The organism is Stenotrophomonas acidaminiphila (genome assembly GCF_001431595.1).
GTDB classification, from domain to species: domain Bacteria; phylum Pseudomonadota; class Gammaproteobacteria; order Xanthomonadales; family Xanthomonadaceae; genus Stenotrophomonas; species Stenotrophomonas acidaminiphila.
Window position 1 is genome coordinate 1 of record NZ_LDJO01000070.1, and the last position, 19,774, is coordinate 19,774.

Here is a 19,774-nt window from a genome sequence, read left to right on the forward strand (position 1 = left end):
GGCGCGCCGGCCGGCGCGCCCGTACGATCACGGCACGAACAGGTAGTAGTCGTGCGCGGCGCGTGCCAACTGGGCAATGGCGGCATCGCGCGCTTCGCTGGAGGCGCGCGAGCGGATGAACACCGCCGCCACCACGTGGCCGCGGCCATTGGGCAGTTCGATCACACCGACGTCGTTGATCACATCGCCGACGGTGCCGGTCTTGTGCGCCACCGGCGTGCCGCTGGGCAGCATGCCCCGCAGCCGCGCGCTGCCGGTGCGGGTGTCGAGCATGATCTGCTGCAATACGGCGGTCGAGGCCGGCGACAGGATCTCGCCCTTCCATGTGCGCTGCAGCAGCTGCGCCATGGCGCGGGCGCTGCTGGTATCGCGCGGATCGGCGTTCCAGGCGTCCATGTTGGTGCGCCGCTGCTCCTGGCTGCGCTCGCTGCGCGACAGCTCGCCGTAGGCGGCCGGCCCCAGCGGACGCGCGTGCGAGGCGGCATCACCGTAATAGTTGGCCAGCAGCTCCCAGATGTAGCGGTCCACGCGCAGGCCATCGACGCCCAGCGCGCGCATGCGCTGCTGCACCGCTTCGGGGCCGCCGCCGGTGCGCACCAGGATGTCGGTGGCGTTGTTGTCGCTGACCGTGATCATCATGTGCAGCAGGTCGCGGATGGTGATGGCCGAACCGGCGCTGAGGTGGGTGTCCATCGGCCCGCCCATGTCGGGGTAGATGTCCTCCGGCCCCAGCAGCACCTGCTGCTGCAGGCCCAGCTTGCCTTCGTCGACCAGTTTGAGGATGTGCACCGCCACCGGCACCTTCATGGTGCTGGCCATCGGCAGCGGCTGGTCGGCGTTGAGGTAGACCGCGCGGCCGCTTTCCAGGTGCACCAGCGCCGCGCCGACGTCGCCCGGCAGCTGCGCCGCAAGGCGCTCGGCCTCGGCCTGCAGCGCGGTCGTCTGCGCTTGCGCCGGCCGCGCCAGGACCGGTGCCGGCGTAGCCCACAGGCTGCCCAGCAGCAGGGCCGAGGCCAGCAGGGACGCCTGCAGGCGCGGGTGCGGGGAACGACGGACGCGGACGGTCATGAAAGATCCTCTGGCAACGGAACGGATGTGAAAGCGCGACCGGCATGGTAACGGCATGGCGGAGCCGCGCGGCACCCCCGGGCGTAGCGAAGGCCACTCGCCGGCGGGTGGCCTTCAATGCGTCTTCTTCCAGGCAGCGATCGGGGATCGGCGGCCTGGCAGCCGTTGCGGCAGGGCCTGGCTCGTGCCTGCAATGCATGGATCCGGCCTGCATGCCAGCGCCCTGTCGTCGCCGCAGGGGGGAGGGCAGCTACGCTGCGGCGTTCGTGTCAGGCGGTGCGGATCGGTGGCGCCATGCGGGGCGCGGGGCGGCGATGGGCATGTCGGGCGCCTCCTGCCGGCAAGCGCCGGAGCGGTGTGGCCGACGCGAGCCCGGCGGCGGGCACGCCGCCGCCGGTCAGCCGGCCACGCTCATCGCGGTGGCCGGGGTGCGCGCGTCGGGCCAGCGCCGGAGGATGGCGTCGCGGATGCCGGCCGCGTCGATGCCGGCTTCGGCCAGCAGGTCTTCGCGACTGGCATGGTGCTGGAAGCTGTCCGGCAGGCCCAGGTGCAGCACCGGCATGACGATGGCTTCGGCGTTGAGCAGTTCGGACACGCCCGAGCCGGCACCGCCGGCGACCACGTTGTCCTCGACCGTGACGAACCCCTCGTGGGTGCGGGCCAGTTCGAGCAGCAGGGTCCGGTCCAGCGGCTTGATGAAACGCATGTTCACCACGGTCAGGCCGAGCTCGCGGCCGACCTGCTCGGCGGCGGCCACGGTCGAACCGAACGCGAGGATGGCCAGGCGCTGGCCCTGCGCGCGCAGCTGAGCCTTGCCGACCGGCAGGGGGGACAGATCGACGCCCGGGGCTACGCCCGGGCCGGTGCCACGCGGGTAGCGCACCGCCGCCGGGCCCTTGTACTGCAGGCCGGTGCTGAGCATCTGCCGGCATTCGGCTTCGTCGGCCGGGGCCATCACCAGCATGTTCGGCACGCAGCGCAGGAAGCTCAAGTCGAGGTTGCCGGCATGGGTGGCGCCGTCCGGGCCGACCACGCCGGCACGGTCGATGGCGAACAGCACGTCCAGGTCCTGGATGGCGACGTCGTGCACCAGCTGGTCGTAGGCGCGCTGCAGGAAGGTGGAATAGATCGCCACCACCGGCTTGGCGCCCTGGGTGGCCATGCCCGCGGCCAGGGTCACCGCGTGCTGCTCGGCGATGGCCACGTCGAAATAGCGCTGCGGGTATTCACGGCTGAAACGCACCAGGCCCGAGCCCTCGCGCATCGCCGGGGTGATGCCCATCAGCTGCGGCTCGGCGGCGGCGGCATCGCACAGCCAGTCGCCGAACACGTCGGTGTAGGTCGGCTTCTTCGGCGCGCTCTTGGCTGGCAGGCCCTTGCTCGGGTCGAACGGGCCGACGGCGTGGTAGCCGATCTGGTCGCCTTCGGCCGGCTCGTAGCCCTTGCCCTTGGTGGTCATGATGTGCAGCAGGTGCGGCCCCTTCTTGCCCCTGAGGGTCTTGAGCGTGGACAGCAGCAGCGGCAGGTCGTGGCCGTCGATCGGGCCGGTGTAGTGGAAGCCCATCTGCTCGAACGCCGTGGAGGGCACGAACATGCCCTTCCACTGCTCTTCCCAGCGCTTGACGAAGCGCGCCGGCGGGCTGTGGCGCTTGTCGCCGAGGATCTTCTTGCCGCCCTCGCGCAACGCGTTGAGGGTGCGGCTGGCGGTGGCGCGGCCGAGCATCTTGGTCAGCCCGCCCACCGCCTCGGAGATGGACATGTTGTTGTCGTTGAGGATGACCAGCACGTTCGGCTCCTCGTCCATGCCGCCGGCATGCGCCAGCGCCTCGAACGCCATGCCTGCGGTCATCGCGCCGTCGCCGATCACCGCCACCATCCGGCGCTCGTCGCCCTGGCGCTGGCGGGCGATGGCCATGCCGAGCGCGGCGGAAATCGAGGTCGAGGAATGGCCGACGCCGAACGTGTCGTACTCGCTTTCCTCGCGCTTGGGGAACGGCGCCACGCCATCCTTCTGCTTGACCGTGTGGATGGTGTCGCGGCGGCCGGTGAGGATCTTGTGCGGGTAGGTCTGGTGGCCCACGTCCCACACCAGCTGGTCGACCGGGGTGTCGTAGAGGTAGTGCAGGGCGACGGTCAGTTCGATCACGCCCAGCCCGGCGGCGAAGTGGCCGCCGCTCCGGCCCACGGATTCGATCAGGTAATCGCGCAGCTCGCCGGCGACCGCGGTCAGTTCGGTTTCATCGAACGCGCGCAGGTCGTGCGGGGTCTGGATGCGCGACAGGCGCGGATAGCGGACGGAGTCGATCATTTTCTTCGCGTTTCAGCCGGACCGGTATTTTCGCCCCCATTCCGGGGTGGGGCAAGCAAACCGCCGGTGGCGCGGGCCGCCGATGGGGACTTCCGGGGCGTGGATGCGGGCGTGGTTCAGCTTGTGCCGGGGGCGTTCTGGTGGCGTGCGCGCTTTTCCGCGCCCGGGCACAAGCGCCGGCGGTTCACCGCTGCCGCGCTACGGCGGCGGCGGTGGCTGGGCGCGCCGGGGGCAACGGTGCCGGCATGGCGGCCGGCGGGTCGGGCCGGGTGAATGGAGCCGTGCCGCGCGCAACGGGCATGGGCTGGCCGCTGTTGCGCGGGGTCAGGCGCTGCGTCGCAACGCCTTCTTCGGCAGCTGTGCCTTCAGGAACGCCATCTGGTCGGCCAGGATGTTGCGGTTGGACAGGATCAGGTGCTCGATCCAGCTCGGCCGGTACGGGACCGCCAGCAGCGGCATGTTGGCCTGCTGCGGGGTGCGGTTGCTCTTGCGCGAATTGCACTGGAAGCAGGCGCTGACCACGTTTTCCCAGATGTCGCGGCCGCCCTTGGACAGCGGCATCACGTGGTCGCGGGTCAGGTGCGGGCGGCTGAACTGCTGGCCGCAGTACAGGCACAACTGGGCGTCGCGGGCGAACAGCGCGGTATTGGTGAGGTTGGGGGTCGGGTCGATGGCGCGCGAGCGGGCATGGCCGCGCGAGGCGATGATCGGGTGCAGGTCCAGGCCGCTGCGCAGGCCGCTGGCGCGGTTGATGGCGCCATGCACGTGCAGGCAGGGATCGCCCAGGGTCCATGCCACCGCGCCGCGGGCATAGAGGCAGGAGGCCTCCTGCCAGTTGATCCAGTCGAGTACGCGGCCATGCGCATCCAGCGACAGCAGTCGCACGGAACCGAGGCGGTGCAGGGAGGGCGGGAGCGAAAACTCCACGTCCGGAGCGGATGCGGCGACTCCGGTATCGATCAGACCACGCGGTGTAGTGTCTGTCTCCATCGGGAAAACAGCTTATACACGAAGCGTGACAGTTTGTGTAAACCCGGCCGCCATCGTCGATGGCGGCCGGGCCGGGCTCACTCGCCGAAGCGCGCGGCGTCCATGGCCATCAGCGGCTCGGCGCCGCTCTCAATGCTGGCGGCATGGGCCAGGGTGCGCGGCAGGATGCGCGCGTAGTAGAAGCGCGCGGTTTCCAGCTTGGCCTGCCTGAAGGCCTGCGGGTGGGTGGATTCCTGCGCCGCGGCCACTGCGCGCGCCCACCAGTAGGCCAGGGCGACGTAGCCGCTGTAGAACAGATAGTCCCAGCTGGCCGCGCCCAGTTCTTCCGGGTTGGCGGCCGCGCGCTGCAGGACGGCGCTGGTGAGCTGGCCCCATTCGCGCGCCCTGGCGCCGAGCACCGGCAGGAATTCGGTGACGGCGGCATTGCCGGCATTGGCGGCGATGAACGCCTCGATCTCGGCCAGGAACAGCTTCAGCCCCGCACCCTGCGACATGGCGGTCTTGCGGCCGATCAGGTCCAGCGCCTGGATGCCGGTGGTGCCTTCGTACAGGGTGGTGATGCGGGCGTCGCGGGCCAGCTGCTCCATGCCGTGCTCGGCGATATAGCCGTGGCCGCCGAAGCACTGCTGCGCGTTGTAGGTGGACTCGATGCTCCATTCGGTCAGGCACGCCTTGACGATGGGCGTGAGGAAGCTGACCAGGGTCTCGGCATCGGCGCGCACCTGCGCGTCACCGGCGCTCTGCGCGGCGTCGAGCTGGGTGTAGGCGTGCGCGGCGAGCAGCCGGCCGCCCTCGGTCAGCGCCTTGATCGACAGCAGCATGCGGCGTACGTCGGGCTGGGCGATGATCGGATCGGCCGGCTTGTCGGCCAGCTGCGGCCCCTTGGGCGCGCGCGACTGCAGGCGCTCGCGGGCATAGGCCAGGGCGCCCTGGTAGGCGCGCTCGGACTGCGCCAGGCCCTGGATGCCGACGCCGAGGCGGGCGGAGTTCATCATCACGAACATCGCCTGCAGGCCCTTGTGCGGCTGGCCGACGAGGTAGCCCTGGGCGCCGTCGAAGTTCATCACGCAGGTGGACGACCCGTGGATGCCCATCTTGTGTTCCAGCGCACCGCAGCGTAGGGCATTGCGCTCGCCCATCGCGCCGTCGCGGCCGACCTTGTACTTGGGGGTGACGAACAGCGAGATGCCCTTCGGCCCGGGCGGGGCGTCGGGCAGCTTGGCCAGCACCAGGTGGACGATGTTCTCGCTCAGGTCGTGCTCGCCGGCGGTAATGAAGATCTTGGTGCCGGTGATGGCGTAGCTGCCATCGGCGTTGGGCTCGGCGCGGGTCTTGAGCAGGCCCAGGTCGGTGCCGGCATGCGGCTCGGTCAGGCACATGGTGCCGGTCCAGGTGCCGGCCACCAGCGGCTTGAGGAAGGCTTCCTTCTGCCAGTCCTCGCCATAGTGCCTGAGCGCTTCGACCGCGCCGTGCGACAGCATCGGGAACAGGCTCCAGGCCAGGTTGGCCGAGGACACCATCTCGCTCAGCGCCATGCCCAGCGTCTCCGGCATGCCCTGGCCGCCGAACTCCGGCGCGGCGGTCAGGCCGGTCCAGCCGCCTTCGACGAACTGCGCATAGGCCTCGCGGAAGCCCGGGGTGGTGGTGACCTCGCCGGTCGCCTTGTCCAGCGTGCAGCCATGCTGGTCGCCTGCCGCGTTCAGCGGTGCCAGCACGCTGGCGCTGAAGCGGCCGGCTTCCTCGAGCACGGCGTCGATGACGTCTGCGCTGGCGTCGGCGTGGCCCATCGCGGCAAACAGCGACTCGGCCTTGAGCACGTCGTGCAGGGCGAAACGGAGGTCGGTAACGGGTGCCTTGTAGTTGCTCATCGGTGCGATCTCTGCTGGAACGGAAAGGGGAGGCGGGTCAGCGCAGCACGCCAGGCAGGCCCGGTGCCTGGTTCAGGGTGTTGCGCGCCTTCACCTCGAAGCTGCGCTGCTTCTTTTCTTCGGGCGTGGCCTTGACCGTGCCTTCCAGTTCGTAGAACAGCGAGCGGCCGCCGGCCAGGGCGTCGGCCACGACGATGCGGGCCGGCGAGGCCGGCTGCAGGCGGACCTTGATCACGTCGGCCGATTCGGGGCCGATGGACAGCCCCGGGGCGGCGTTCAGGGTGCCGGCGGCTTCGTCGCCGACCTTGATCCGCAGGGACACGTCGTCGAAGCGCATCGGCATCGAGCTGTAGTTGCGCAGGCGCAGCTCCACGTCCCAGCTGCCGTCGTTGGCGACGGTGAGCTGCTGGATGCCGGCGGCGGGTTCAGAAACCCGCTTCACCATGCCGCCGCCGCATGCGGCGAGGGTGAGGCTGAGAACTGCGGTCAGGACGTACTGTGGGCGAAAACGCATACTGCTCGGTCCTCGGGATCCGGAGGGGTTGGCCAAAGGATACTACGCCGTATGGCGGGCATGGCCGGGGGGCGATGGTGCGGCCGATGGCGGAACTTCCGCGCAGGCTCATCTAGGCATGTGAGGGGACCGACAGCGTCGCCGCATTCGCATATACCGGAGAGGGGTTGATCAATGCGTTCATTCAAGTTGTTGCCGCTGGCAAGCGCGATCCGTGGCGGCCTGGCCGCCACCGCGCTGTGCGTGGCCATGCCGGCGCTGGCCGCACCGCCGCAGTTCGATATCAACGGTGGCCGCATCGAGGAGGTGCTGCCTGAATTCGCACGCCAGGCGGGCCTGCAGATCATCGCGCCGGCCGCCATGGGCGACGAGGGGCGGATCGAGGTCGGGCAGCTGAAGGGGCAGATGGATCCGCGGCAGGCATTGAACCGCCTGCTCAGCGGCACCGGGCTGGCGGTCGCCTCGGACGACGGCCGTACCATCACCCTGCGTGCCGCCACGCCGATGCTCGCTTCGCTGGGCGGGCTGGGCGGGCTGGCCGTGGCGCAGGCCACCGAGCCGGAGCCGGTGGCCGCGGCGCCGCAGGAGACGCCGGCCAGCGGGCCGGTCAACACGCTGGACCAGATCACCGTGGTCGGCAGCCAGATCAAGGGCAGCAAGTCGGCGGCGATCCTGCCGGTGGCGACCCTGCAGGCCGAGCAGATCGAGGCCACCGGCGCGGTCTCCGGCGACGACCTGTACCGCTCCATCCCGCAGATGGGCAATGTGTCCTTCAGCGGCACCAATGGCGGCAACAGCTCCAACTACGCGCGCGGCGACATCGCCTCGGTCAACCTGCGCGGGCTGGGCGTGGGCAACACGCTGCTGCTGATCAACGGCCGCCGCACCGTGGTGCACCCGACCAGCCAGGCCGACGGCAACCTGGTGCCGGTGCTGACCTACAACGCCAATACCGTGCCGGTGGCCAACCTGCGCCGGGTCGAGGTGCTGCTCGATGGCGCCGCCGCGATCTACGGCACCGACGCGGTGGCCGGCGTGGTCAACAACGTGCTGCGCGACGACATGGATGGCGGCACCCTGAGCGTGCAGAAGGGCGTGGGCGAGGGCACCCACCTGAGCGACGTGTCGGTCAACGGCATGTGGGGCAGGAACTCACAGGACCTGCGCTCCAACGTCACCATCGCCTTCAACTACTACAACACCACCGGCCTGAACTCGCTGGACCAGGACTGGACCCGCAGCGGCAACCGCATCGACGACTTCGCCGGTACCCCGTACGCAGGCCTGGCCGGGGTGGACAACCGCAATACCAACAGCCCGTGGGGCAACTTCACCGCCAACGGCGCGCGCGTGTCGCAGAACGGCAAGTGGCTGACCACCGCCGCCGGCGCGTTCCACGTCAAGCCGACCAGCAACGGCAACTGCGGCGCGACCCTCGGCGACGGCCTGTGCATGCAGTCCGGCAGCAAGGCCACCTCGGGTGCCGACGCCAACCTGCGCGACAACCACCAGTCGCTGTACCCGGTGTCGATCGCGCCGGACGTGCGCCGCATCAACGTGTTCGCCACCGGCAAGCACGATTTCGAGAACGGCATCTCGCTGTTCAGCGAGGCCGGCCTGTACGACTCGCGCGCCTACAGCCTGCAGAACGGCGTGAACACCATTTCCTCGCTGCCGATGACGGTGGCCGCCAGCAATTACTGGAATCCGTTCGGCGCGGTGTACCTGCCCGACGGCACGCTCAACCCGAACCGGCTGCAGGGCCTGAACATCGGCGCCGATGGCCTGCCGGTGACCATCACCAGCTATCGCTTCGAGCGCCCGACCCGGATCGAGGTCAAGAACACCCAGGTGCGCGCACTGGCCGGCCTGCGCGGCTACCACTTCGGTTTCGACTGGGAAAGCGCGGCGCTGTACTCCAAGGCCAAGGTCGAGGATACCCAGGACGCGGTGAGCATGACCCTGTTCCAGCAGGCGCTGGCCGATTCGACGTCGGCGGCCTACAACCCGTTCTGCGGCGGCTGCAACGACTGGAGCAAACTGGACCGGTTCTTCTACAAGGCCAGGCGCCAGAGTGAGACCGAGTTGTACCTGTGGGACGTCAAGGCATCGCGTCCGGACCTGTTCCGCACCTGGGCCGGCGACGTCGGCATGGCGACCGGCCTGGAAGTGCGTCATGAGACCCAGCGCGACGACCGCGATGCCCACGTCGACGGTTCGCTGACCTTCACCGATGCGATCACCGGCATCCAGTACCCGAGCGACATGTACGGCGTCAGCCCGACCCCGGATACCTATGGTTCGCGTACCGTCGCCGGCGTGTTCGCCGAGTTCTCGGTGCCGCTGGTCTCGCCGGGGATGGACATCCCGCTGGTGCGTTCGCTGGACCTGCAGGTGGCCGGCCGCGCCGAGCGCTACAACGACTTCGGCAGCGTGGCCAAGCCGAAGCTGGCGCTGGGCTGGCAGATCATCGACGGCCTGACCGTGCGCTCGTCCTGGGCCAAGGGCTTCCGCGCGCCGAACCTGGAGCAGGTCAACGCGACCATGGTCAGCCGCTCCAACAGCCGCACCGACTGGGTCCAGTGCCTGGCCGACGTGCGCAGCGGCGCGCAGGCTTCGATGGCGGCCTGCAAGGGCTACACCGCCTCGACCACCGCGCGCCGTTCGGGCAACCCGGACCTGAAGCCGGAAACCTCGACCAACACCAGCGCCGGCATCGTGTTCCAGCCGCAGTTCATCCCAGAGAACTTCGGCCGCTTCACCTTCGCGGTGGATTACTACAAGTACGCGCAGGAAGGCATCATCGGCCTGTTCGGCGAGGGCAACGCGCTGATCCTGGACTACGTGCTGCGCCAGCAGGGCAGCAGCAACGCCGACGTGGTGCGCGCCGACCCCACCGCCGACGACATCGCGCGCTACGCCGGTACCGGCCTGGAGGCCGCGGGCAAGGTGCTCTACGTCAGGGACCAGTACGTCAACCTCGAGCCGCAGACCGTGCGCGGCGTGGACTACAGCTTCAGCTGGGCCTCGCCGGAAACCCGCGCCGGGCGTTTCGACGTGTCGCTCAACGGCACCCGCCTGATCGAGTTCTACCGCCAGCGCTCGCCGGCACTGCAGGCACTGGAAGACGCCAAGGGCAGCGGTCTGGTCGATCCGTCGATCCGGGTCACCGGCGGCGGCAACCTGATCGGCAACGGCGGCAACCCGCAGTGGAAGTGGTCCGGCACGCTCACCTGGCGCTACCAGCAGGTGTCGGTCGGCGCCAGCGCGCGCTACAGCAGCTCGTTCGTCGAGAACGGACTGGTGCTGGCCGACGGCACGCCGTGGACGGTGAAGTCGCAGACCCTGGCCAACGCCTTCGTCAAGTACGACTTCAGGGGCGATGGCTGGGTGGACGGACTGTCGCTGAAGGTGGGCGCCAACAACCTGGCCAACAAGCGGCCGCCGGTGTCCAGCGACGCGTTCGGCTATTCCTCGGCCGTGTACCAGGCCTATCCGCGGTACTGGTACGTCAATGTGACCAAGGCGTTCTGATGACCCCGGGCGTTGTCCGTGAAAACGCCCGGCAGGTGCCGGGCACCGCGGGGGTGCCGCGATGAGCGCGGCACTGGCGGCGGAGCGTTCGTTGTGGCTCGCCGAGCACGTGCTGCCGTGCGAGCCGGCCCTGCGCGACTGGCTGCAGCGGCGCTTGCCGGTGCGCCAGGACGTGGACGACGTGATCCAGGAGACCTACGCCATCCTGGCGGCGATGGCGGACGTGTCGCACGTGCGCCAGCCGCGCGCCTACGTGTATTCGGTGGCGCAGTCGGTGGTGCTGCAGCAGCTGCGGCGCGCGCAGGTGGTGTCGATCGAGGCCGTGGCCGAGATCGAGCGGGTGGCCATCGGCGGCGAGGAGGCGTGTCCGGAACGCACCGCGTCCTCGCGGCAGGAGCTGGCACGGATCGGCGCATTGATCGACAGCCTGCCGGACAAATGCCGGCAGGCTTTCGTCCTGCGCCGGGTCGAGGGCTACTCGCAGCGCGAGATCGCCCAGCGGATGCAGATCAGCGAGAACACCGTGGAGAAACACATCTGCAAGGGAATCCGGGTATTGATGGATTCGATGAAGCGCGACGGGAAGGACGCGGAAGAGGGCAGGGAACGGCTCGGAGCAGGAGGAACACGCCATGCGCGCACACGATGAACGCACCATCGACGATATCGCCGCGGCCTGGGTCGCGCGCGAGGACCGGGCGCCGCTGTCCGCCGGCGATGCGATGGCGCGCGATGCCTGGCTGCAGGCCGATGTGCGCCACTTCGGTGCCTATGCGCGGGCCCACGCCGTGCTGGCGCGCACCGCGCGTGCGCGTGCGTTGTCCAATGGCACGGCCGCGATCGCCGCCGATCCTGCGCCGCCGCGCTTCCGGCGTGCGCGGCGGGTGCTGCGCTGGGCGGCCGGCATGGCGGCGGTACTGAGCCTGCTGGCGATCGGCGTGCACCGCCAGCACGACGACGCCGAGTACTACGCCACGCGCCGGGGCGAGATCCTGCGGGTGCCGCTGGAGGATGGCTCGGCGATCACCCTGGATTCGGACTCGCAGGTGCGCGTGCACTACACCGGTGAGCGGCGCAGCATCACCCTGCTGCAGGGCGAAGCGCTGTTCGACGTGGCCAAGAATCCCGGCCGCCCGTTCGTGGTGCGTGCGCAGGAGACCGACGTCACCGCGGTGGGCACCAGTTTCGCGGTCAGCCTCAACGAGCGCCGCAGCGGCGGTGTCGAGGTGCTGGTGCGCGAGGGCGTGGTGGACGTGGCCGATACCCAGGGCGCGGTGGCACCGGCGCGGCTGCTGGCCAACTACCGCGCGCTGGCCAACCGCAGCCACGGCATCCGCATCGAGGCCGTGCCCGCCGAGGACCTGGAACAGCAGCTGGCCTGGCGCGAGGGCATGTTGTCCTTCAATGGCGACACGCTGTCGGTGGCGGCCGCGCAGTTCCTGCGCTACAGCGATACCCGCATCGTCATCGACGACCCGGTGGTCGGCAGCCGCCGCATCGTCGGCCTGTACTCGGCCAGCGACCCGCTGGGCTTCGCCCGCAGCGTCGCCCTGAGCCTGGGGCTGGTGGTCGAGCAGCAGGGCAAGGTCGTGCGCCTGCGCACCCCGGAGAGCGCGCCGCACGCGGCGCATTCCATGCAATGACTCTGGATTGAACCCATGAACATGAACCCCCGCCGCACCCGCGCGCTCGCCTTGCTCACCGCGCTTCTGCTGTCCACCGGGCAGGCCAGCGTGGCCGCCACTTCCGCCGACAGCGCGCTGCTGATCCGCGGTGCCATGGTGTTCGACGGCACCGGTCGCCCGGCGTATCCGGGCAGCGTGCTGGTACGGGACGGCCGCATCGCGGCCATCGCCGCTGCCGGGCAGGCGCTGGCAGCGCCCAAGGGCGCGCGCGTGGTCGACGCCCGCGGCCAGGCGCTGCTGCCGGGGCTGTTCGACCTGCACACGCACTGGACGCCCAATGCGCGCCCGGCCGAGCTGCCGCAGATCGCCAACCTGTACATGGCCGCCGGCGTCACCACCGTCAGCGATTTCCACGAGCCGCCGGAAGCGTATGCGCCGCGCCGCGCGTGGCTGGCCGACATCGCCGCGCCGGACGTGAAGTTCGCCGCGCGCATGAGCACGCCGCTCGGCCACGGTGCCGACTGGGGCGACGAGAACACCACCCGCTGGGTGAATTCGCCGGAGGCCGCGCGCGCCGGCGTGCGTGCCGTGGCCGCCTACAGGCCGGACTTCATCAAGGCCTTCACCGACGGCTGGCGCTATTCCAACGCCGCCGACAACAGCAGCATGGACGAGGAGACCCTGGCCGCGCTGGTGGACGAGGCGCACAGGCACGGCCTGAAGGTGTTCTCGCACACGGTGATGGTCAAGCGTGGCAAGGTCGCCGCGCGCGCCGGCGTGGACGTGATCGCGCATAGCGTGCAGGACATGCCGGTGGACGGCGAACTGGTGCAGCTGATGCGCGAGCATGGCACCGCCTATGCGCCGTCGCTGGCGGTGTACCTGCCCGCGCGCGTGGATGGCAGCGGTGCCGCGGGCACCCGCCCGGAGGTGCTGCGGCAACGCGAGCGCAACTTCGCCGATGCCCTGCGCAACGTGAAGACCCTGCACGATGCCGGCGTCCCGGTGGTGGTCGGGACCGACGCCGGCATGACCGGCACGCCGCACGGTGCATCGACCCTGCGCGAGCTGGAGCTGCTGGTCGAGGCGGGGCTGACCCCGGCCGAAGCGCTGGTCGCCGGCACCGCCAACAGCGCCCGCGCGCTGGGCGTGGACGACCGCGGCACCATCGAGGTCGGCAAGCGTGCCGACCTGCTGCTGGTGAAGGGGCGGCCACGGGAGCGCATCGCCGACATCCGCAACACGCAGCGGGTCTACGTCGCCGGCCGCCAGGTGCACGGCCAGGGCACGGTACTGCCGGCCGGCAACCGCGCGCTGTCGCTGCCGGCTCAGCCGGTGGCGCCGCTGGTCGACGATTTCGAGCGCGCCGACGGGCGCACCACGCTGGATACGCTGCGCATCGACGAAGCCGATGGCGGCAACGACCGCACCGTGCAGGTCAGCGAAACCGTCGCCCGCGAGACCGGCGGCAAGGCGCTCTCGGTCCAGGCCCGGCTGTCCACCAAGCCCACGGCGTATGCCGCGGCGATCCTGCCGCTGAGCCGCGGCTCGGTCGCCCCGGTGGACCTGCGCGCGTACCGCGGCATCCGCTTCGACGTACGCGGCGGCACGCCTGCGCTGCGGCTGGAGGCCAGGGCGCTGGGCGACCGCCGGTTCATCGCCCCGGTCGATGCCGCGCCGCAATGGCGCACCGTTGAAATCCCGTTCTCCGCGCTGCAGGGCCAACCGCCCTACCGCGGCAAGGGGCCGGTAGCCGAATGGAAGGGCGACGACGTGCAGCAACTGGTGTTCTCCGCCGGCGGCGAGGCCGGCGGCAAGGTGTGGTTCGAGATCGACAACGTGGGCTTCTACTGAGGGTGCGGGCGATGGGCGCGAGGCGGGCGTGGTTCCGTATCCGGCTGGGTGCCGGGCTGTTGGCCTGCGGCACCGGGGCGGCCTGGGCCGCCGGGCCGGACGTGCTGCAGGTGCTGGACGCCTATGCGCCGCGCCAGGCGCAGGTGGCGCAGGCATTGTGGCGGCAACCCGAACTGGGCTACCTGGAAGAGCGCTCCTCGCGCCTGTTGCAGCAGGAACTGCGCGAGGCGGGCTTCCGCATCGAGACCGGAGTGGCAGGCATGTCGACGGCATTCGTCGCCTCCTCCGGCACGCGTGGCGGCGGCCCGGTGATCGCGCTGCTGGCCGAGATGGACGCGCTGCCGGGCATGGCGCAGGCGGCCGAGCCGGTGCGCCTGCCGATCGATGGGCAGGATGCCGGCCAGGCCTGCGGCCACAACCTGTTCGGTGCCGCGTCGGTCGGTGCCGCGCGTGCCGTCGCGCAGTGGCTCCAGGCCACCGGCACGCCGGGTGAGGTGCGCCTGTACGGCACGCCGGCCGAGGAGGGTGGTTCGGGCAAGGTCTACCTGGCCCGGGCCGGGCTGTTCGACGACGTGGACGTGGTGCTGCATTGGCACCCGGCCGCGGAGAACTCGGCGGCGCAGGGCACCAGCCTGGCCAACATCAGCGGCAAGTTCCGTTTCCACGGCCTCGCCGCGCACGCGGCCATCGCGCCGGAGCGTGGCCGTTCCGCGCTCGATGCGGTGGAGGCGTTCAACCACATGGCCAACCTGATGCGCGAACACGTGCCCGACGGGACCCGCATCCACTACGTGATCAGCAATGGCGGCAGCGCGCCGAACGTGGTGCCGGATTTCGCCGAGGCCTACTACTACGTGCGCCATGTCGATCCGGCGGTGGTGCGCGAGGTGTTCGCGCGCCTGCGCAGGGCAGCCGACGGCGCGGCGCTGGGCACCGGCACCACGGTCGAGTTCGAGCAGACCGGCGGGGTGTTCTCGCTGCTGCCCAACGACACCCTGGGGCAGGTGATGCAGGCGGCGCTGGAGCAGGTCGGCGGCGTGCGCTACGACGCGAAGGAGCAGGCCTTCGCGCAGACGCTGCAGCAGAGCCTGGAACGGCGCCCGCCACTGGACGCGGCGATGCAGCTGCAGCCGTACCGCGCGGACGTGGCCGGCAGCGCGTCGACCGATGTCGGCGACGTCAGCTGGAACGTGCCTACCGCCGGCCTGGGCACCGCCACCTGGGTGCCGGGCACGCCGGCGCACAGTTGGCAGGCGGTGGCCGCATCGGGTGCCTCGGTGGGCGCCAAGGGCGCGCTGAACGCGGCCAAGGCGCTGGCCTTGGCCGCGGTGCGCTTGTTCCAGTCGCCCGATATCGTCGGCAAGGCCAGGGACGAGTTCGGCCAGCGGCGCGGCGCGGACTTCCGCTACGTGCCGCTGCTGCAGCGCGACGCGCCGCCGCTGGATTACCGGCGCAAGCCTTCGTCGCGATGAACGCGACCGCTCAGTCGACCGGTGCCATCACCTTCAGCGGCGCCAGGTCGTAGCCCATGTCGGTGGCCTGGCGCCTGAGCCGCTCGAGCAGGGCGTCGTCCATCGACGGCGTGCGCGACAGGATCCACAGGTATCTGCGCCCCGGCTCGCCGACCATCGCCCACTGGTAGTCCGGATCCAGCGCGATCACCCAGTAATCGGCCCACGCCCACGGCAGCCAGGACAGCCAGTCCGGTGCGAAGCGGACCTGCAGGCGCCCCGGGTGGCCGCTGACCGGGCGTGCGACGCCCTCGGCTTCGATCATGTCGCCGTCGCTGGTGCGGCAGCGGTTGAGCACGCTGATGCGGCCATCGGCGCGCAGCCGGTAGCTGGCGGTGATGTCGGCCACGCATTTCTTCTGGAACGACACCGGCAGGTGGGCGATCTCGTGCCACTGGCCGGCATAGCGGTCCAGCTCGAAGCGCCCGACCGATTCGACCGGCGATGCCGCCTGTGCGGCGGAGGCGAGCAGCAACGACAGGGGCAACGACAGGAGCAGGCGATGGTGCATGGTCCGTGACCTCCATGGTTGGGATGCAGGCTATGCAAAGCCGCGGGCGGGGAAGTAAAGGTTTTGTTGATGCGGGGCACGGCGCCTGCGCGTCAATCGGCGGCTGCCGCGATCGGCACGCGGCCGCGGGCTGATTGCAGGCGCTGAAAAAAAACTTGTGTGGAACGCTTGCCGAAACTGGAAGACCTCCGTATCATGCGCGTCCTCGCCGGCGGGAACGTCGCGAAGACAAAGTGGCCGGGTAGCTCAGTTGGTAGAGCAGGGGATTGAAAATCCCCGTGTCGGGGGTTCGATTCCCTCCCCGGCCACCACGAATACAAAAGGCCTGCAGTAATGCAGGCCTTTTTTTCTGCACGCATGGCCGCCGGTTGTGCGAAGGTGCCGGCATGCGGCGCCGGAACCTTCGCCTGCAGGCGCTGGCCCGGTCAGTCGTTCATCCCGGTGCGGGAGGGCAACGACGGCTATGGACCTGCGCAAGCTGATACTGGCACTGGCCCTGCTGGGTGCTTTCATTCCGTTCGCCAAGACGCTGCATGCCAGCTACCAGGTGCAACGGCAGCAACTGCTGGACAGCACCCTGGAAAGCAACCTGGCGTACGCCACCAAGCTGGCCAAGAGCACTGACGATTTCGTGCAGTCGGCGCAGTTGCAGCTGGACTACACCGCCCAGCTCCTGGTCGATGAGATGGACGACCCGGCCCGGCTCGATACGGAAGCCGCCCGCCTGCGGCTGACCAGCAAGAGCTTCAATTCCATCGTCATCTTCGACAATACCGGCAAGGTGCTGGCGACCTCGCCGGAAACGCTGCAGCTGCAGGGCAAGGTACTCGCCAGCGCCGCGGTCAGGGAGTCGATCCGCTCGCGCCAGCCGCTGATCAGCCGGCCCTACCTGTCGGCGGCGGGTAATTTCATCGTGCTCATGGTCAGCCCGATCCGCGACCCGCGCGGCGGGTTCCTCGGCGCGATCGGCGGTGCCATCCACCTGCAGAAGGAGAACATCCTTGACCGGCTGCTTGGCCAGCACTTCTACCACGACGGCTCCTACCTGTACGTGGTCGACAGCGAGGGGCGGATCATCTACCACCCCGACCTGAGCCGCATCGGCAAGGTGGTGGCCGGCAACCAGGCGGTCGACGACGTGACCCGTGGCGGCAGCGGCACGGCCTCCATCGTCAACAGCAAGGGCAAGGTCATGCTGGCCGGTTATGCCCCGGTCGCCGCCACCGGCTGGGGCGTGATCGCGCAGCGTCCGCGCGATGTCACCCTGGCGCCGCTGACCTCGTTGATGCGCACCGTGTTCGTCAAGACGCTGCCGCTGGCCCTGGTCACCGTGCTGCTGCTGTGGTGGTGCGCGCGCATCATCGCCCACCCGCTGCGCATGCTGGCCTACGGTGCGCGCAACATGGACCAGCCCGGCACTTCGCAGCGAATCCGTTCGGTGCGCTCCTGGTACTTCGAATCGCGCGAACTGAAAAAGGCGATGCTGCTGGGCATCGGCCTGTTCCAGAAGAGCATCAGCAAGCTGCGCGAGGACGTGAACACCGATCCGCTCACCGGACTGGGCAACCGCCGCCATCTGCAGGCGCGGGTGCAGGAACTGCAGGAGCGGGCCACGCCGTTCGCGGTGGTGTCGCTGGACATCGACCATTTCAAGCGGGTCAACGACACCTGGGGCCACGACGTCGGCGACCTGGTGCTCAAGCAGCTGGCCATGCACATGCAGGACATCTCGCGGGTGGACGACGCGCCCTGCCGGGTGGGCGGCGAGGAGTTCGTGCTGCTGTTGCCCGGCGCTTCGGTGGCCAGCGCCGCGCAGGTCGCCGAACGCCTGCGCCTGCAGATCGAGCGCGCCAACATGGCACCGGTCGACCGGGTCACGGTTTCGCTGGGCGTGTCCGCCTGGCCGGAAAGCAGCCAGGACATCGCCACCGTGTTCAAGACCGCCGATGAGATGCTCTACGTGGCCAAGCGCGGCGGACGCAACCGGGTGGAGATCTACACGCCGCCGGCCTGAACGGCTCGGCATGCGCGCATCCGGCGTGGGGCCGGGCAAGAAAAAACCCCGGGGGATACCCGGGGTTTTCCGTTTGGTGGAGCCAGGGAGGATCGAACTCCCGACCTCGTCATTGCGAACGCGGCATACGATGCGCTCAGGACAGCTAAAAACAAGGGATATATTGAAAGTTGCCATGCGCTTGGGACAAACTTGAGACAGAGCGGGCCTTTCGACGGCCCGAAACCCCGGCAGGCACATGGCCCGACCGCGCAAGCCCAAGCCCAGGAAGGTGACCCGCCACCCTGGCATCTATGACCGCGGCACCTACTGGCAGGTTCGCGTCCGCTACACGGACGACGACACCGGCGAGGTGGTGGAGCTGGAGAACCGCCGGGAGGACTTCGACCCTGCCGACCCTGACAGCAAAGAGGCGGCCCTGCAGCGCGCCATCTCCTATCGGGCCAATGAGCTTGCGACCATTCGCACGCACCGCAAGCCCATGAGCGAGACGGCGGAGAAGCAGGAACTGCGGCACTGGCTGGAGCGGTACCGCAAGGAAGTCCTGCTGCCCCACAAAGACGGCCTGATCCCGCCCCCTGGCCGGAAGGCCACGGCGGCCGAGCTCAAGAAGATCCCGGCCTACTCCCGCGGGCTGGAGTACCGGAAGGGCTGGCGGGAGGAACTGAACTGGGTCGAGCGTTGGCTGGGGATCGACGTGGTCAGGAAGGCCCGGTTTCTGTCCCCGGAGCGCCAGGCGCAGGTGGTTGAAGACCAGGCGTTCTTCCGGACGTTCTTCAAGCGGGATGTGCTCGGGCTCAAGCCGTCCGACTTCCACGGTAAGCCCGACAGCCTGACATCCCGGTCGCGCGACCAGAAGGGCGGGGAGGCCAAAGACCCCACCAAGCTGCGGCATCTGGCGGTGATCAGTGCCGTCTACCGCCGGGCACGATCAGCCTGGGGCTTCGAGGACATCCCCAACCCGATCCGCGCCATGGACAAGAAGCCGAACCCCGGGAAGCGCCGAGAGCGCCCGCTGGGCGAGGACGAATGGGACACGGTCTGGGCGGCGCTCCAAAACACCCACCCCACGACCAAGGCCTTCATTCTGTTTTCGCGATGGTCGGCAGTGCGCCGGGGTGAGCCTGGCAAGCTGCGCTGGGAGGACATCAAGGGCTGGGGAACGGACGCGGTGGTCGCCGGCCTGCGCGAGACCAAGACCCCCGTCCCGGGGGAGGTCAACGCTCGCACCATCCCGCTGCATCCGGAGGCCGTGGCGGCGATCGCCTCGCTGCTGGAAGACCCGACCAAGCCGCCCAGGTCGGGGTGGGTCTTCCCCAGCCCTACCGACGACAAGAAGCCCCTTCCGGGTGGTACCGCCTACCAGGCGTGGAAGCGGGCACGGGAACGCGCTGGACTGCCGCCCAATGATCGAGGCGAGATCCCTACGCTCCACGACCTGCGTCACACCCGGTTGTCCGAGCTGGTGAACGACGGGCTGGAGCTGCCCAAGATGATGTCGGTCAGCGGCCACAAGGACACGCGGACGGCCCTGCGCTACTACCACGCCAAGCCGGCAGACGTGGGCGCGGAAATCCTTGAGCTGGAGAAGAAGCGCAAGAGGAAAGTGGAGCGGACCGCCGAAGCCCTGTCACTGGACGACACCGAGGCCATGGAGCAGGCAATCGCCCAGATGGAGGCTGCCATGAGGAAGAACCCGAAGCTCCGGCGGAAGATGATGGCTGCGGCGGTGGCTGCCGAAGCAGACGAGGACTGAAGACGCCCATGACCACAACAACCGCAGACTGGACCGGCCAGCCTTTCGTAGACACTCGGACGCCATAATTGATGGCAATGACCGAGGTGTTTATGGGCAACAGCAAGCAGTACACGGATGAGTTCCGCGCAGAGGCGGTGAAGCAGGTAATCGAGCGCGGCTTTACAGTCGTGGACGTAGCCTCCCGGATCGGGATTCCCAAGCACACACTGTACGGCTGG

Annotated in this window: 14 protein-coding genes and 1 tRNA gene; 9 read left to right on the forward strand and 6 right to left on the reverse strand. The window is 69.4% G+C overall.

The genetic code is table 11. The features are described 5' to 3' along the window. Positions 1-27: 27 nt before the first annotated feature. From bla to ABB33_RS15730, 5 genes are all read right to left on the reverse strand, one after another. Positions 28-1,068 carry a class A beta-lactamase gene (gene bla, locus ABB33_RS15710; RefSeq protein WP_056932703.1) on the reverse strand — a complete coding sequence of 347 codons (1,041 nt, stop codon included), beginning with the start codon at positions 1,066-1,068 and terminating at the stop codon, positions 28-30. A 397-nt stretch (positions 1,069-1,465) separates the two neighbouring features. Continuing rightward, entirely contained in the window at positions 1,466-3,376 is a 1,911-nt protein-coding gene (dxs, locus tag ABB33_RS15715) for a 1-deoxy-D-xylulose-5-phosphate synthase (protein ID WP_056932704.1), read from the reverse strand. Between the two features lie 324 nt (positions 3,377-3,700). Then, positions 3,701-4,366: an HNH endonuclease gene (locus ABB33_RS15720; protein WP_054664943.1), complete on the reverse strand. Its 666-nt coding sequence runs from the start codon at positions 4,364-4,366 to the stop codon at positions 3,701-3,703. Positions 4,367-4,443: 77 nt separating this feature from the next. Beyond that, the gene (locus ABB33_RS15725; RefSeq protein WP_056932705.1) at positions 4,444-6,234 is read right to left on the reverse strand and encodes an acyl-CoA dehydrogenase C-terminal domain-containing protein; all 1,791 of its coding nucleotides are present in this window, start codon (positions 6,232-6,234) and stop codon (positions 4,444-4,446) included. A gap of 37 nt (positions 6,235-6,271) precedes the next feature. Next, positions 6,272-6,748: an LEA/WHy family protein gene (locus ABB33_RS15730; protein ID WP_054664949.1), complete on the reverse strand. Its 477-nt coding sequence runs from the start codon at positions 6,746-6,748 to the stop codon at positions 6,272-6,274. A 174-nt stretch (positions 6,749-6,922) separates the two neighbouring features. Between ABB33_RS15730 and ABB33_RS15735 the strand changes: the two genes are divergently transcribed. From ABB33_RS15735 to ABB33_RS15755, 5 genes are all read left to right on the forward strand, one after another. Next, on the forward strand, positions 6,923-10,282 hold the full coding sequence (locus ABB33_RS15735) for a TonB-dependent receptor (protein ID WP_198421450.1): 3,360 nt from the start codon (positions 6,923-6,925) through the stop codon (positions 10,280-10,282). Positions 10,283-10,343: 61 nt separating this feature from the next. Beyond that, positions 10,344-10,931: an RNA polymerase sigma factor gene (locus ABB33_RS15740; protein ID WP_054664952.1), complete on the forward strand. Its 588-nt coding sequence runs from the start codon at positions 10,344-10,346 to the stop codon at positions 10,929-10,931. Continuing rightward, the gene (locus ABB33_RS15745) at positions 10,915-11,925 is read left to right on the forward strand and encodes a FecR family protein (protein ID WP_082595137.1); all 1,011 of its coding nucleotides are present in this window, start codon (positions 10,915-10,917) and stop codon (positions 11,923-11,925) included. The genes ABB33_RS15740 and ABB33_RS15745 overlap by 17 nt, the downstream gene beginning before the upstream one ends. A gap of 15 nt (positions 11,926-11,940) precedes the next feature. Beyond that, positions 11,941-13,761, forward strand: a complete 1,821-nt coding sequence (locus ABB33_RS15750; protein ID WP_082595138.1) for an amidohydrolase family protein — start codon at positions 11,941-11,943, stop codon at positions 13,759-13,761. 11 nt (positions 13,762-13,772) lie between these two features. Next, positions 13,773-15,233: an amidohydrolase gene (locus ABB33_RS15755; RefSeq protein ID WP_056932706.1), complete on the forward strand. Its 1,461-nt coding sequence runs from the start codon at positions 13,773-13,775 to the stop codon at positions 15,231-15,233. Positions 15,234-15,243: 10 nt separating this feature from the next. Here ABB33_RS15755 and ABB33_RS15760 read toward each other — a convergent pair whose 3' ends face one another. After that, a complete protein-coding gene (locus tag ABB33_RS15760) occupies positions 15,244-15,783 on the reverse strand; it encodes a lipocalin family protein (RefSeq protein WP_054664959.1) in 540 nt (179 codons plus the stop codon). A gap of 235 nt (positions 15,784-16,018) precedes the next feature. Between ABB33_RS15760 and ABB33_RS15765 the strand changes: the two genes are divergently transcribed. The 4 genes from ABB33_RS15765 to ABB33_RS15780 form a co-directional block, all read left to right on the forward strand. Continuing rightward, positions 16,019-16,094: transfer RNA gene (locus ABB33_RS15765), tRNA-Phe, on the forward strand. A gap of 152 nt (positions 16,095-16,246) precedes the next feature. Beyond that, positions 16,247-17,797, forward strand: coding sequence for a sensor domain-containing diguanylate cyclase (locus ABB33_RS15770; protein WP_056932707.1), 1,551 nt, complete (start codon positions 16,247-16,249; stop codon positions 17,795-17,797). Positions 17,798-18,035: 238 nt separating this feature from the next. Beyond that, the gene (locus tag ABB33_RS15775; RefSeq protein ID WP_056932708.1) at positions 18,036-19,553 is read left to right on the forward strand and encodes a tyrosine-type recombinase/integrase; all 1,518 of its coding nucleotides are present in this window, start codon (positions 18,036-18,038) and stop codon (positions 19,551-19,553) included. 92 nt (positions 19,554-19,645) lie between these two features. Further along, positions 19,646-19,774, forward strand: a 129-nt coding sequence (locus tag ABB33_RS15780; RefSeq protein ID WP_152985130.1) for a transposase, incomplete at its 3' end; no start/stop codon positions are given.